This window comes from Streptomyces sp. NPDC001135 (genome assembly GCF_053598395.1).
The window spans coordinates 179,964-194,051 of the sequence record NZ_JBSFKD010000002.1; the positions used below are offsets into that span (position 1 = coordinate 179,964).

Here is a 14,088-nt window from a genome sequence, read left to right on the forward strand (position 1 = left end):
GCTACGAGCGGCACGGCCAACTCCCCCCGGGGTACGGGGAACTGGGCGGAAACCAGGAACAGCCGGGGGCTCGTCGGCGCGTGGCGCGGGGTCGCCGGGGGGACCGGCACGGGTGGTGAGGAGAAGAGTGACGCTGGTCCGAATGTCTGGACAAAACATTGACAGGGCTAGGCGTGCGGGACTAGAAATCCGGGGAGAGCCATGACGAAGGGAAGCCGATGGCCTACGACCTGATCACCATGGGGCGGATCGGAGTGGACCTCTACCCGCTGCAGACCGGTGTCCCGCTCGCCCAGGTGGCGTCCTTCGGCAAGTTCCTCGGCGGGTCGGCGACGAACGTCGCGGTCGCCGCGGCCCGGCTCGGCCGGCGGACCGCTGTGATCACCCGCACGGGCGACGACCCGTTCGGCGCCTATCTGCACGAGGCGCTGCGCGGCTTCGGCGTCGACGACCGCTGGGTGAGCCCCGTCCCCGGACTGCCGACCCCGGTCACCTTCTGCGAGGTCTTCCCACCGGACGACTTCCCGCTCTACTTCTACCGGCAGCCCAAGGCGCCCGACCTGGAGATCGACGCCCATGAGCTGGATCTCGACGCCATCCACGAGGCCCGCGTCTTCTGGGTCACCGGTACCGGCCTGAGCGAGGAGCCCAGTCGTACGGCCACCCTCGCGGCCCTCGCCCACCGGGCGAAGGCGGGCACGACGGTCTTCGATCTCGACTGGCGGCCCATGTTCTGGGCCCACCCCGACGAAGCCCGCCGCTACTACGCCGAAGCCCTGAAGCACACGACCGTCGCCGTCGGGAACCTGGACGAGGTGGAGGTCGCCACCGGGGTGCGCGACCCGCATGAGGCGGCCCGAGCGCTCCTGCGGGCCGGCGTCGAGATCGCCGTGGTCAAGCAGGGACCGAAGGGTGTGCTCGCCGTCGGCCGCGACGGCGGCTCGGCCGAGGTCCCGCCCCTGCCCGTCGACGTCCTCAACGGCCTCGGCGCCGGAGACGCCTTCGGCGGCTCCCTGTGCCACGGCCTCCTCGAGGGCTGGGACCTGGAGACGATCATGCGGCACGCCAACGCGGCCGGCGCCATCGTCGCCTCCCGCCTGGAGTGCTCCTCCGCGATGCCCACCCCGGACGAGGTGGCCGCCGCGCTCGACGCCGGAGCGGTGCTGTGAGGGCCGGCCGCGTCACGGGCACGCACACCGAGGGCGGGGCGGGCCCCGACACCCCCGCCACCCCCCACCGCGAGGGCGCCGCGGACACCGGCCCCGAAACCGCCGCCACCCCCCGTCGCGAGGGTGCCGCGGGCTCCCCGTGGTCTCGGGTCGACGTGGCCGAACTCGTCCGTGTCCGTACCCATCACCCCGAGGCGATCGCCGAGGCCGCCGTCCGCCGGGTCCGGCGCCCCCTGCTGAACGACAACGGCAGGCTGATGATCGTCGCCGCCGACCACCCGGCCCGCGGCGCGCTCGGTGTCGGCGACCGCAGGCTCGCCATGGCCAACCGCGCCGACCTGCTCGAACGCCTCTGCCTGGCGCTGAGCCGCCCCGGTGTGGACGGCGTCCTCGCCACCGCCGACATCCTGGACGACCTGCTGCTGCTCGGCGCCCTCGACCACAAGGTGGTCATGGGCTCCATGAACCGGGGCGGGCTGCAGGGGGCCAGCTTCGAGCTGGACGACCGCTTCACCGGGCACCGCCCCGAGGACATCCAGCGGCTCGGCTTCGACGCGGGCAAGCTGCTGCTGCGCATCGACTACGACGACCCCGGCTCCCTGACCACCCTGGAGTCCACCGCCCGCGCCATCGACGAGATGGCCGCGCGCCGGCTGCCGGTCTTCGTCGAGCCGTTCATCAGCCGCCGCACCGCCGAGGGAAAGGTGCGCAACGACCTGTCCGCCGACGCGGTCACCAAGTCCATCGCCATCGCCTCCGGCCTCGGCGGCTCCTCCGCCTACACCTGGCTGAAGGTGCCGGTCACCGACAACCCCGACGACATGGCCCGCGTGATGGAGACCTCCACACTCCCGGCCGTGCTCCTCGGCGGCGATGTCGGGGACGACCAGGAGAAGGCGTACGAGAAGTGGCGCGGCGCGCTGCAACTCCCCACCGTGCGCGGCCTGGTGGTCGGCCGCTCACTGCTGTACCCGGCGAACGGCGACGTGGCCGCCGCCGTGGACACCGCCGTAGGACTGCTGTGAGGGCCCTATGACCAGCACCGACCTGCACCTGCCCCGGGGTGCCACCGCGAACGCCCGGTACGCCGTCGACATCGACCCGAAACGGGCCGGCTGGACGCACAGCAGCCTGCGTGTCGTGGAGTTGGCACCGGACGGTACGCATACGTTCACCGCGGGGGACAGCGAATGGATCGTGCTTCCGCTGCAGGGCGGATGTACCGTACAAATTGAGACAGCGTCAACTGAGAAGGACGAGTTCCAACTCCTGGGCCGGGAAAGTGTGTTCGCGGACGTCTCCGACTTCGCGTACGCGCCCCGGGACGCCCGGGTCCAGATCGCCTCCGGCGCGGGAGGCCGCTTCGCCCTGGCAGGAGCGAGGTGCGAGCGACGACTCCCCGCCCGCTACGGCCCCGCGCCGGAGGTCCCCGTCGAGGAGCGCGGCAGCGGCACGTGCGCCCGCCGGGTGCGCAACTTCGCCTCCGCCGACTCGTTCGAGTGCGACAGGCTGATCGCCGTCGAGGTGCTCACCCCGGGCGGCAACTGGTCCTCGTACCCGCCGCACAAGCACGACGAGCACCGGCCGGGCGAGGAGTCCGAGCTGGAGGAGATCTACTACTTCGAGATCGACGGCCCGAACGGTCTCGGCTATCAGCGCGTGTTCCCCTCGCGCGAGGGAGGCTCGGACGTCCTCGCCGAGGTCCGCTCCGGCGACGCCGTCCTCGTCCCCGACGGATGGCACGGCCCGTCCATCGCCCAGCCCGGGCACGACATGTACTACCTGAACGTCATGGCGGGTCCGGGCGAGACCCGGGAATGGCGGATCTGTTTCCACCCCGACCACGCAGAAAGCACAGGGGGCTACCGATGACGACGATCCGGCTGACCGTCGCGCAGGCGCTGGTCCGTTTCCTCGCCGCCCAGTACACCGAACGCGACGGCGAGCGGCAGCGGCTGATCGGCGCCACCTGGGGCATCTTCGGCCACGGCAATGTCGCGGGGATCGGCCAGGCGCTGATCGAGTACGCGGAGGTGATGCCGTACCACCAGGGCCGCAACGAGCAGTCCATGGTGCACGCGGCCGTCGGCTACGCCCGCCAGTCGAACCGCCTGTCCACGCACGCGGTGACGACGTCGATCGGCCCGGGCGCGACCAACCTGGTCACGGGCGCCGCCCTGGCGACCGTCAACCACCTCCCGGTCCTGCTCCTGCCCGGCGACGTCTTCGCCACCCGCCCCGCCGACCCGGTCCTGCAGCAGCTGGAGGTGCCGTACGCGGGTGACGTGTCGGTCAACGACACCCTGCGCCCGGTGTCGAGGTACTTCGACCGCATCACCCGGCCGGAGGCGCTGATCCCGTCGGCCCTCCAGGCGATGCGGGTCCTGACCGACCCGGTGGAGACGGGCGCGGTCACGCTCGCGATGCCGCAGGACGTGCAGGCGGAGGCCTTCGACTGGCCGGAGGAGTTCTTCGCCGAGCGCGTGTGGACCGTACGACGGCCGGGCGCGGACCCGACCGAGCTGGCCGAGGCGGTGCGGGCCGTCCGCGCGGCGCGCAGGCCGCTGGTCATCGCGGGCGGCGGCGTCCACCACAGCCGCGCCGAGTCGGCCCTCGCCGAGTTCGCCTCGGCCACCCGCATCCCGGTCGCCTCCACCCAGGCCGGCAAGGGCTCCCTGCGCCACGACCATCCGCAGGACGTCGGCGGGGTCGGCCACACCGGCACCGCGACCGCCGACGAGCTGGCCCGCACGGCGGACCTGGTCATCGGCGTCGGCACCCGGTACACCGACTTCACCACGGCCTCCGGCACCCTCTTCGAGAACCCGGACGTCCGATTCCTCAACCTCAACATCGCGCCGTTCGACGGCCACAAGCTGGCCGGACTCCCGCTCGTCGCGGACGCCCGCAGCGGCCTGGGCGAGCTGACCGAGGCACTGGTGATGCACGGGCACAGGGTGCCGGACGCGTACGTCGCCGAGTACACCGAGGACAAGGAGCGCTGGGAGCAGCGCGTCGACGCCTGCTTCGAGGCCCAGGAGGCCGACGCACGCCCGACCCAGCCGCAGGTCGTCGGCGCCCTGAACGCCCTGGTGGACGAGTCGGACATCATCATCAACGCGGCCGGCTCGCTCCCGGGCGACCTGCACAAGCTGTGGCGGACGCGGTCCCGCGACCAGTACCACCTGGAGTACGGCTACTCCTGCATGGGCTACGAGATCCCGGCCGCGCTCGGTGTGAAGCTGGCCGCGCCCGAGCGCAACGTGTGGGCGCTGGTCGGCGACGGCACGTATCTCATGATGCCGACGGAGATCGTGACCGCCGTCCAGGAGGGCGTCGCGATCAAGATCCTGCTGGTGCAGAACCACGGGTACGCCTCCATCGGCGGGCTCTCGGAGTCGGTGGGCGGCGAGCGGTTCGGCACCGCGTACCGCTACGCCTCCGGTGACGGCACCTTCACCGGCGCCCCGCTGCCCGTGGACCTCGCCGCGAACGCGGCCAGCCTCGGCATGCGGGTGCTGCGCGCGAAGACCGTACGGGACCTGCGCGAGGCACTCGCCGAGGCGCGGGCCACCGACACTCCCACATGTGTCTACGTGGAGACCGAAACGTCCGACACTGTGTCGGGCGCGCCTCCGGCGCAGGCCTGGTGGGATGTTCCTGTGGCCGAGACCGCGACCCGAGCGTCGGCGGTCAAGGCACGTGAGCTGTACGAACGGCACGTCTCGACCCGACGCCGCCATCTGTAAGAAGGAGTCTCTGGGCATGACGAAGATCGTCAACCACTGGATCGGCGGGAAGACCGTCGAAGGCGCGTCGGGCACGTACGGGCCGGTCACCGACCCGGCGACCGGCGCGGTCACCACGAAGGTCGCGTTCGCGTCGGTCGAGGAGGTGGACGCGGCCGTCGCGGCGGCCAAGGACGCCTTCGTGACCTGGGGCCGGTCCTCGCTGGCCCAGCGCACCTCGATCCTCTTCAAGTTCCGGGCGCTGCTGGACGCCAACCGGGACGCCATCGCGGAGCTGATCACCGCCGAGCACGGCAAGGTGCACTCGGACGCGCTCGGCGAGGTGGCGCGCGGCCTGGAGATCGTCGACCTGGCCTGCGGCATCAACGTGCAGCTGAAGGGCGAGCTGTCGACGCAGGTCGCGAGCGGCGTGGACGTCTCCTCCATCCGCCAGCCGCTCGGTGTCGTCGCCGGCATCACGCCGTTCAACTTCCCGGCGATGGTCCCGATGTGGATGTTCCCGATCGCCATCGCGACCGGCAACACCTTCGTGCTGAAGCCGTCCGAGAAGGACCCGTCGGCCTCCGTCAAGATCGCCGAGCTGCTGTCGGAGGCCGGTCTGCCGGACGGCGTGTTCAACGTCGTGCACGGCGACAAGGTGGCCGTCGACCGCCTCCTGGAGCACCCGGACGTCAAGGCCGTCTCCTTCGTCGGCTCGACCCCGATCGCCCGCTACATCCACACCACGGCCTCCGCCAACGGCAAGCGGGTGCAGGCCCTGGGCGGTGCCAAGAACCACATGCTGGTGCTGCCGGACGCCGACCTGGACGCGGCGGCCGACGCCGCGGTGTCCGCCGCCTACGGCTCCGCGGGCGAGCGCTGCATGGCCATCTCCGCGGTCGTGGCCGTGGGCGCGATCGGGGACACGCTGGTGGAGAAGATCCGCGAGCGCGCCGAGAAGATCAAGATCGGTCCGGGCAACGACCCGGCGTCGGAGATGGGCCCGCTGATCACCAAGGTCCACCGCGACAAGGTGGCCTCCTATGTCGAGGGCGCGGCGGCCGAGGGCGCCGAGGTGGTCCTCGACGGCACCGGTTACACGGTCGAGGGCTTCGAGGACGGCCACTGGATCGGGATCTCGCTGCTGGACAAGGTGCCGACCAGCGCCAAGGCCTACCAGGACGAGATCTTCGGCCCGGTGCTGTGCGTGCTGCGCGTGGACACCTACGACGAGGGCGTGGCCCTCATCAACGCCTCGCCGTTCGGCAACGGCACCGCGATCTTCACCCGGGACGGCGGCGCGGCCCGTCGCTTCCAGCTGGAGATCGAGGCGGGCATGGTCGGCGTGAACGTCCCGATCCCGGTCCCCGTCGGCTACCACTCCTTCGGTGGCTGGAAGGACTCGCTCTTCGGCGACCACCACATCTACGGCAACGACGGCACGCACTTCTACACCCGCGGCAAGGTCGTCACCACCCGCTGGCCCGACCCGGCCGACGCCCCGGCGGGCGTGGACCTGGGCTTCCCGCGCAACCACTGAGGGCCCCAGCCCTTTGTCAGGCCGTCCGGATTCCGGACGGCCTGACATTTTTTTGACACGCCGGCTTCGGTTCCCGTTTACGGGGGATGAAACGGGTGGCTAAGGGTTAGTCCGTAGTTGACCTTTGAAAGCAAGGTCACTTTGCCGCAAAGCTTGATGGATGCCCCCATAGGGCGTCGCGGCCTACGAATCTGATGTGGAGTGAGCCTCGTCGGAAGTGCGGATTCCGAAGGTAAACGGCCATTGACTCAGCGGTTTTCGTCGGGGTTCTCTATGCAGCGTCGGGAGCGGACGAGTGACCGTACGACGATCCGCCGGAGGCGATAGCGCTCCCGTCCCCACCCTCAGTCACACGAGTCGATCGGAACCGCCGCATGACCGATACGCTCCGCCCTGTCGACACAGCCGTCACAGACGCTTCCGACAGTCCTCAGAAGCTCAAGCGTTCGATCGGTGTCGTCGGCGGCACCCTCCTCACCCTCTCGTGCGTCACGCCCGCCTCCACGCTCTTCGTGATCGTGCCCGACCTGTTCTCCAGCCTGGGTACGGCGACGGCGCTCTGTATCGCCATCGGTGCGCTCCTCTGTATCCCCGTGGCGTTCTGCTACTCGGAGCTGGGCACCCTCATCCCCAGCGCGGGCGGCGAGTACGCCATCGTCTCCACCCTGGCCGGACGGCTCGCCGGCTGGCTGGCCTTCGTGATGTCACTGCTCGTCGTGATGATCGTCCCTCCGGTCATCGCGATGGGCACCGCGGACTACCTCGCCCCGGTCATCCACCTCGACCCGGCCTTCACGGGCGCCGGCGTGATGATCGCGGCCACCCTCGCCGGTCTGCTCGACCTGCGCGCCAACGCCTGGATCACCGGCATCTTCCTGGTCCTGGAAGTCGTCGCCGCCGGCGTGGTGGCCGTACTCGGCTTCAGCCACCCGCACCGCGGGGTGGGCAGCCTCGGCTCACTGCAGGCCGCCGGTGAGCACGCGCACGTCAACCCCGTCACGGCCATGATGGTCGTCTCCGGGCTCGCCATCGCCCTCTTCGTCACCCAGGGCTTCTCCACCGCCGTCTACCTCTCCGAGGAACTGGAGAACCCGCGCCGCAACGTCGCCCGTACCGTCCTCGCGACACTCGCCATCTCCACCGTGGTCATCCTGGTGCCGGTCGCCGCGATCACCGTGGGCGCCGGTGACCTGAAGACCCTGACCGGCGGCGACATCTCCAGCATGGTCATCGCCTGGAGCAACTCGGCCGTCGGCACCTTCGTCAGCCTGTGCGTCGCCCTCGCGATCATCAACGCGGGCATCGTCATGGTCATCCAGAACTCCCGCGTCCTGTTCGCCTCCGCCCGCGACAAGGCCTGGCCCTCGCCGGTCAACAAGGCCCTGGCCAAGCTGGGCCGGTTCGGCTCCCCGTGGGTCGCCACCCTCGTCGTCGGCGTCCCCGGTGCCTTCCTCTGCTTCGTCAACCTCGACACGCTCTACGGCGTCACCGGGGTCGCCGTCACCGGCCTGTACCTGCTGGTCGCGGTCGCCGCGCTGCTCGCCCGCCGCGGGGCGCACGGCGGCAGGCAGGCGTGGCGGATGCCGCTGTGGCCGGCCATGCCGGTCCTGCTGATCGCGGTCCTTGTCTACATCCTGGTCGAGCAGGACCCGACGTACCTGTGGTGGACCGGCGGCATCACCGCCGTCGCCACCCTCTACTGGGCCTTCTACCTCCGCCCGCGCCGCGAGACCCGCTGGCTGGTCTCCCTGCCGGAGGACGTCCAGGCGGAGGAGACGGCGTAAGGGGGGCTTCCGGGGCCGGCGGCGCCGCCGGCCCCGAGGGGCGCGGGGCACCGCGTGACCAGCCCGCCCGCGCCCGCACCCGGCAACGACGATGCCCGGGACGGTGTTCGGCCGACAGGCCGCCGTACCGCGTCTGCTGTACGCCGGGCCCGCTCCGTACTCCCGGGGGAGGGCCCGGCATTCAGCCCACCGGCTGCCCCGGTTGTCGGTGGCCGCCCGTACCGTTGAGTGCATGGATCTTCGGGTGCCTTCGGTGCGGGGGCTGCTCAAGGGGCCGCGCCGGCTGTGTGCCGCCGCGGCCGCCGTGGTGGTGCTCGCCGGTGCCGGCACGTGGACGGCCGCCGCATCCGGTGACACACCCCCGGTGCACAGGACCGACCAGGTCATGGCGGTGGACGGCGTCCGCCTGGACACGTCGTTCTTCACCCCGGCCACCGCCGGACGGCACCCCGCAGTCCTGCTGGCGCACGGCTTCGGCGGCAGCAAGGACGACCTGCGCGAGCAGGCCGAGGACCTCGCCCGGGACGGCTACGCGGTCCTGACCTGGTCCGCGCGCGGCTTCGGCAGGTCCACCGGAAGGATCGGGCTCAACGACCCGAAGGGCGAGGTCGCCGACGTCTCCCGGCTCGTCGACTGGCTGGCGGAGCGGCCCCAGGTCCAGCTCGACCACCCGGGCGACCCGCGCGTGGGCATGGCAGGCGGCTCCTACGGCGGCGCGATCTCACTGCTCGCCGCGGGATACGACCACCGGGTCGACGCCATCGCCCCGGCCATCACCTACTGGGACCTCGCCGACGCCCTCTTCCCGAACGGCGTCTTCAAGAAGCTGTGGGCCGGTGTCTTCTTCAACACCGGCGGCGGCTGCGCCCGCTTCGAGCCCGCGCTGTGCCGGATGTACGACCGGGTCGCCGAGTCCGGCACCCCGGACGCGGCCGCCCGCGAGCTGCTCCAGGCCCGCTCACCGTCCGCCGTTGGCTCCCGTATCAAGGTGCCCACCCTGCTCATACAGGGCCAGACGGACTCCCTGTTCACCCTCGCCCAGTCCGACGCGGCCGAGAAGGCGATCCGGGCGAACGGCGCCCCCGTGGACGTCGACTGGATCGCGGGCGGCCATGACGGCGGCGACATGGAGAGCGGCCGGGGCCAGGCACGCGTGCGCGCGTGGTTCGACCGGTATCTCAAGGGCGACGAGCACACCGGTACCGGCCCGGCCTTCCGGATCACCCGCACCGGAGGAGTGAACTCCACCGACGGCACGGCCCAGCTGCGCGGCGCGAGCGCCGCCGGCTACCCCGGTCTGCGCGACCACCCACGCCGCATCGCCCTGACCGGCGGCACCCAGCACCTCACCAACCCGGCCGGCGCCAGCCCGCCCGGCGTCTCCGCGCTGCCCGGCCTCGGCGGCTCGGGCGGCCTGACCCAGCTGTCCGCGCTCGGTCTCGGTGTCTCCCTGGACTTCCCCGGTCAGTACGCGAAGTTCGACTCCGCACCGCTCACCGGAGACCTGCAGATCACCGGCACCCCGACCGTCACCGTCCACCTCACCTCGACCAGCGACGACGCCGTCCTGTTCGGCAAGGTCTACGACGTCGGCCCCGACGGCACCCAGCCGGTGCTGCCCGCGCAGCTCGTCGCCCCCTTCCGGGTGACCGGCGCCCGGGCCGGCAAGGACGTCACGCTCACCCTGCCGGCCATCGACCACGAGGTGCAGAAGGGCCACCGGCTCCGCCTGGTCCTCGCCTCCACCGACCTCGGCTACGCCTCACCGGCCGCCCCGGCCACCTACACCGTCTCCCTCAGGAGCGACCTGAGCGTGCCGACGGCCCCGGCCGTCACCACCGCCGCGGCACCCCTGCCCGCCTGGGTGTGGTGGCTGCCGGTGGCCGCGGCGGGGGCCGCGCTCGCCCTGCTCCTCACCGCCCGTCGCCGTACGGCCGGCCCCGCGCCCGACCCCGAGGCGGCCGACGTCCCGCTGGTGATCAAGGGCTTGAGCAAGCGGTACGCGAAGTCCGCCGACCGGTACGCGGTGCGTGACCTGTCCTTCCGCGTCGAGAAGGGCCAGGTGCTCGGCCTGCTCGGACCCAACGGCGCGGGCAAGACCACCACCCTGCGCATGCTGATGGGCCTGATCACCCCGGACGCCGGCGAGATCCGCGTCTTCGGCCACGCCGTCCGGCCCGGCGCGCCCGTGCTGTCGAGGGTCGGCGCCTTCGTGGAGGGCGCGGGCTTCCTGCCGCATCTGTCCGGCCGGGCGAACCTGGAGCTGTACTGGCAGGCCACCGGCCGCCCGCCCGAGGACGCCCACCTGGACGAGGCCCTGCGGATCGCCGGGCTCGGCGACGCGCTCGCCCGCGCGGTGCGCACCTACTCGCAGGGCATGCGCCAGCGCCTCGCCATCGCCCAGGCCATGCTCGGCCTGCCCGACCTGCTCATCCTCGACGAGCCCACCAACGGCCTCGACCCGCCCCAGATCCGCGAGATGCGCGAGGTGATGATCCGCTACGCGGCGGGCGGCCGTACGGTGATCGTCTCCAGCCATCTCCTCGCCGAGGTCGAGCAGTCCTGCACCCATCTGGTGGTCATGGACCGCGGCCGGCTCGTCCAGGCCGGTCCGGTCGGCGACATCGTCGGCTCCGGCGACACCCTGCTCGTCGGCACCGCCGGCCCGGTGGAGGAGCCGGTCGCGGAGAAGGTGGCCGCGCTGCCCGGCGTCGCCTCCGCGGTGCGCACCGACGACGGTCTGCTGATCCGGCTGGAACCCGGCGGCACCGCCGAGCGGCTGGTCGTGGAGCTGGTCCGGCTGGACGTGCCCGTCGCCTCGGTCGGCCCGCACCGCCGCCTGGAAGACGCCTTCCTCACCCTGATCGGAGGTTCCGCATGAGCGCGCTCACCGAGGTCGCCTCCGGTTACCGGACGCGGCACACCCTGCCCCTGCGGGTCGAGCTGGTCCGCCAGCTCAAGCGGCGCCGCACCCTGGTCATGGGCGCGATCCTCACGCTCCTGCCGTTCGTGCTGCTGATCGCCTTCGCCGTCGGCGGTGACCCGGGCGGCCGGAACAACCAGATCACCCTGATGGACACGGCCACCGCGTCCGGCGCCAACTTCGCCGCCGTGAACCTGTTCGTCTCGGCCGGCTTCCTGCTGGTCATCCCGGTCGCCCTGTTCTGCGGGGACACGGTCGCCTCGGAGGCGAGCTGGTCCTCCCTGCGCTATCTGCTCGCAGCCCCCGTGCCGCGGGCCCGGCTGCTGTGGTCCAAGCTGGTCGTGGCGCTCGGGCTGAGTCTCGCCGCGATGATCCTGCTCCCGGTGGTCGCCCTCGCCGCCGGTACGGCGGCCTACGGCTGGGGCCCGCTGCAGATTCCCACCGGCGGCGCGCTGGACCCCGGCACGGCGCTGCAGCGCCTGGCGGTGACCGTGGCGTACGTCTTCGTGTCCCAGCTGGTCACCGCGGGGCTCGCGTTCTGGCTGTCGACGAAGACCGACGCCCCGCTCGGCGCGGTCGGCGGCGCGGTCGGCCTGACCATCGTCGGCAATGTCCTGGACGCCGTCACCGCCCTCGGCCACTGGCGTGACGTCCTGCCCGCGCACTGGCAGTTCGCCTGGGCCGACACCGTCCAGCCGCACCCCGAGTGGACCGGCATGATCCAGGGGACGGCGATCTCCCTGAGCTACGCACTCGTGCTCATCGCCCTGGCCTTCCGCGGGTTCGCCCGCAAGGACGTGGTGTCGTAGTTTTCCCACGCTTGACGCACCATACGATCAATCGATTCGCCGACCAGATGTGAATACCTCTGTATAAAACCCGGGAATGCGCTCCTTCACTCCCATGGCATTCATGCGTATGGAGTAGCGCGTCGCTTTGGGTGCACTGTGGACTGCTATGTTCTGCGTCTGTCGGATCAGAGGTAACTTCAAGTGAGGTGAATCATGAAGAAAGCAGTTTTCACAACTGCGGCGTTGGCGATCGGCGCGAGTCTCGTGGGTGGCTCCGCCGTCGCGGCCTCGGGCGCCGGTAAGACGCCGGCCCACGAAACCGGCCCGCTCGGCCTCATGTCCCAGACCGAGGTGACTCCGGCCCTGGTGCCCGCGGCCGACACCGTGATGCGGGTGGCCAAGCAGGGCAACCTCACCAAGGGCAGCGCGTTCGACGAGAACCAGGCGTCGTCCGTCACCGGCAAGAACAAGGCGGCGAAGGTCTCCGGCGTTTACCTGGACGGCATGGGCCGCGGCACCAACAAGAAGCCCGCAATTCCGGTGAAGAATCCACTCGGAAGTGGAGCCGTTCAGCTCCACCCGTTGAATGGGCCGACCAGCGCCGGGGTCGGTAGCCTGCTCAACCAGGGGTGACGCGGAAACCGTCAGGAGTCGGCGTGACCGGGATTCTGAGACTCTGATCCGGTTCCCTCGCCGGAGACCCGACACCGCAGTGCCGCGCACCCACCCCGGCGCCGATGTCGTGCCGCACACACGCCACAAAACCTGTCCGGCCCACTGGATTCCTCCTTGCCAGTGGGCCGGACGCATGTCGGCGCTGACGCCGGGCCCGTGCAGCTCGAATGAATCGGCCCACGGCTGCCGTTCCGCCATCCGGTGGAATCCGCCCGGTATGCCCGGTGTCCGCGTGACTTTTCGCCACATATTTCGGTTTCTTGCTATGTAAGCGCGGCTTACCGTGAATCCAGGAAGGAACCGAGTTGACCAGGAAGTTCGCGGTCGTCACTGCACTCGCCCTTAGTGCGCTCTGCGGCAGCGCTGGCGTTGCCTCCGCCCATTCGAACACGACGAACGTCACTGGTGGTGACGGCTTTTCGGAGTCCCCGGTCGTCGTGAACGCCCCTCAGCAGGGGGTGGTTGTCGTCAACGGCTCGCTCATCGACGGCCGCTGCATCGCGCCGTGGTCCAACGGCGCCGTCGGCGTCCTCGGCGGCGCCGCGACCATCGTGCCGAACTCGCACTACGCCGCCTGCAACACAGCGCCGGTCGACCAGTCGCAGAGGGCCGCTTACCAGGGCGGCCTGCTCTTCTGACCCCTGCTTCGAGTCATTCCGAGCAGGTGAACCCCCTCGCAGTCCGGAAAGGACACTCCATGCGTAACAAGGTTACGGCCATCTCTGCCCTCGCCGCGGGCGTCGTCCTCGCGGCGGCCGGCACTGCCGCAGCCGACAACTGCACCACGGTCACCGGCGGCAACGGCTTCTCGTCGTCCCCGGTTGTCGTGAACGCCCCGCAGCAGGGCGCCGTCGTCTCCAACGGCACGCTCGTCGACCTGCGCTGCGTCGCGCCGTGGTCCAACGGCGCCGTCGGCGTCCTCGGTGGCGCCGCGACCATCGTGCCGAACTCGCACTACGCCGCCTGCAACACCGCGGGCGTCGACCAGTCGCAGCGTGCCACGTACACGGGTGGCCTGCTCTTCTGAGCCCCCTTCGCGCTCCGAACCATCCCGGAGCAGGGCGGGGACGTCGGCAGACGCTCCCGCCCGACCTGCCCCTCCCATCCGAAAGGCGCATCCATGCGTAAGAAGGTTACGGCCCTGTCCGTCCTGGCAGCGGGCCTCGTCCTGGCGGCCGGTGGCGCCGCAGCGGCCGACGACAACACCACCACGGTCACCGGCGGCAACGGCTTCTCGGAGTCCCCGGTCGTCGTGAACTCCCCCCAGCAGGGCCTCCTGGTCTCCAACGGCTCGGTCATCGACGGCCGCTGCATCGCGCCGTGGTCCAACGGCTCCGTCGGCGTCCTCGGCGGTGCCGGTGTCGCGGCGCCGAACTCGCACTACGCCGCCTGCAACACCGCGGCGGTCGACCAGACGCAGCTGGCCCCCTACGCCGGTGGTCTGCTGTTCTGAGCAGCCCGGAGCCTGGCGGCCCGCC

12 protein-coding genes are annotated in these 14,088 nt (G+C 71.1%); all 12 read left to right on the forward strand.

All coding sequences use genetic code 11. The annotated features are described in order from the left end of the window. The first annotated feature begins 218 nt into the window (after positions 1-218). The 12 genes from iolC (at position 219) to ACWC94_RS03910 (ending at position 14,063) form a co-directional block, all read left to right on the forward strand. The gene (gene iolC / locus ACWC94_RS03855; RefSeq protein WP_450794763.1) at positions 219-1,169 is read left to right on the forward strand and encodes a 5-dehydro-2-deoxygluconokinase; all 951 of its coding nucleotides are present in this window, start codon (positions 219-221) and stop codon (positions 1,167-1,169) included. A gap of 155 nt (positions 1,170-1,324) precedes the next feature. Continuing rightward, on the forward strand, positions 1,325-2,194 hold the full coding sequence (locus ACWC94_RS03860) for a Cgl0159 family (beta/alpha)8-fold protein (protein ID WP_450795015.1): 870 nt from the start codon (positions 1,325-1,327) through the stop codon (positions 2,192-2,194). A gap of 7 nt (positions 2,195-2,201) precedes the next feature. Beyond that, complete coding sequence (gene iolB / locus ACWC94_RS03865; RefSeq protein WP_450794764.1) at positions 2,202-3,041, forward strand: 5-deoxy-glucuronate isomerase; 840 nt, start codon at positions 2,202-2,204, stop codon at positions 3,039-3,041. Further along, positions 3,038-4,918, forward strand: a complete 1,881-nt coding sequence (gene iolD, locus ACWC94_RS03870; protein WP_450794765.1) for a 3D-(3,5/4)-trihydroxycyclohexane-1,2-dione acylhydrolase (decyclizing) — start codon at positions 3,038-3,040, stop codon at positions 4,916-4,918. The genes iolB and iolD overlap by 4 nt, the downstream gene beginning before the upstream one ends. A 16-nt stretch (positions 4,919-4,934) precedes the next feature. Continuing rightward, positions 4,935-6,437: a CoA-acylating methylmalonate-semialdehyde dehydrogenase gene (mmsA, locus tag ACWC94_RS03875; RefSeq protein ID WP_450794766.1), complete on the forward strand. Its 1,503-nt coding sequence runs from the start codon at positions 4,935-4,937 to the stop codon at positions 6,435-6,437. 374 nt (positions 6,438-6,811) lie between these two features. Next, on the forward strand, positions 6,812-8,221 hold the full coding sequence (locus tag ACWC94_RS03880; RefSeq protein ID WP_450794767.1) for an APC family permease: 1,410 nt from the start codon (positions 6,812-6,814) through the stop codon (positions 8,219-8,221). 232 nt (positions 8,222-8,453) lie between these two features. Further along, a complete protein-coding gene (locus ACWC94_RS03885) occupies positions 8,454-11,102 on the forward strand; it encodes a CocE/NonD family hydrolase (RefSeq protein ID WP_450794768.1) in 2,649 nt (882 codons plus the stop codon). Then, positions 11,099-11,953 (forward strand): ABC transporter permease, encoded by an 855-nt coding sequence (locus tag ACWC94_RS03890; protein ID WP_450794769.1) that lies wholly within the window; start codon positions 11,099-11,101, stop codon positions 11,951-11,953. The genes ACWC94_RS03885 and ACWC94_RS03890 overlap by 4 nt, the downstream gene beginning before the upstream one ends. Before the next feature lie 195 nt (positions 11,954-12,148). After that, positions 12,149-12,568, forward strand: coding sequence for a hypothetical protein (locus tag ACWC94_RS03895; RefSeq protein ID WP_450794770.1), 420 nt, complete (start codon positions 12,149-12,151; stop codon positions 12,566-12,568). Between the two features lie 347 nt (positions 12,569-12,915). Beyond that, complete coding sequence (locus ACWC94_RS03900) at positions 12,916-13,248, forward strand: hypothetical protein (RefSeq protein ID WP_450794771.1); 333 nt, start codon at positions 12,916-12,918, stop codon at positions 13,246-13,248. A 59-nt stretch (positions 13,249-13,307) separates the two neighbouring features. After that, positions 13,308-13,637 (forward strand): hypothetical protein, encoded by a 330-nt coding sequence (locus ACWC94_RS03905; RefSeq protein WP_351245713.1) that lies wholly within the window; start codon positions 13,308-13,310, stop codon positions 13,635-13,637. A 93-nt stretch (positions 13,638-13,730) separates the two neighbouring features. Next, entirely contained in the window at positions 13,731-14,063 is a 333-nt protein-coding gene (locus ACWC94_RS03910) for a hypothetical protein (protein ID WP_450794772.1), read from the forward strand. The last annotated feature ends 25 nt before the right edge of the window (positions 14,064-14,088 follow it).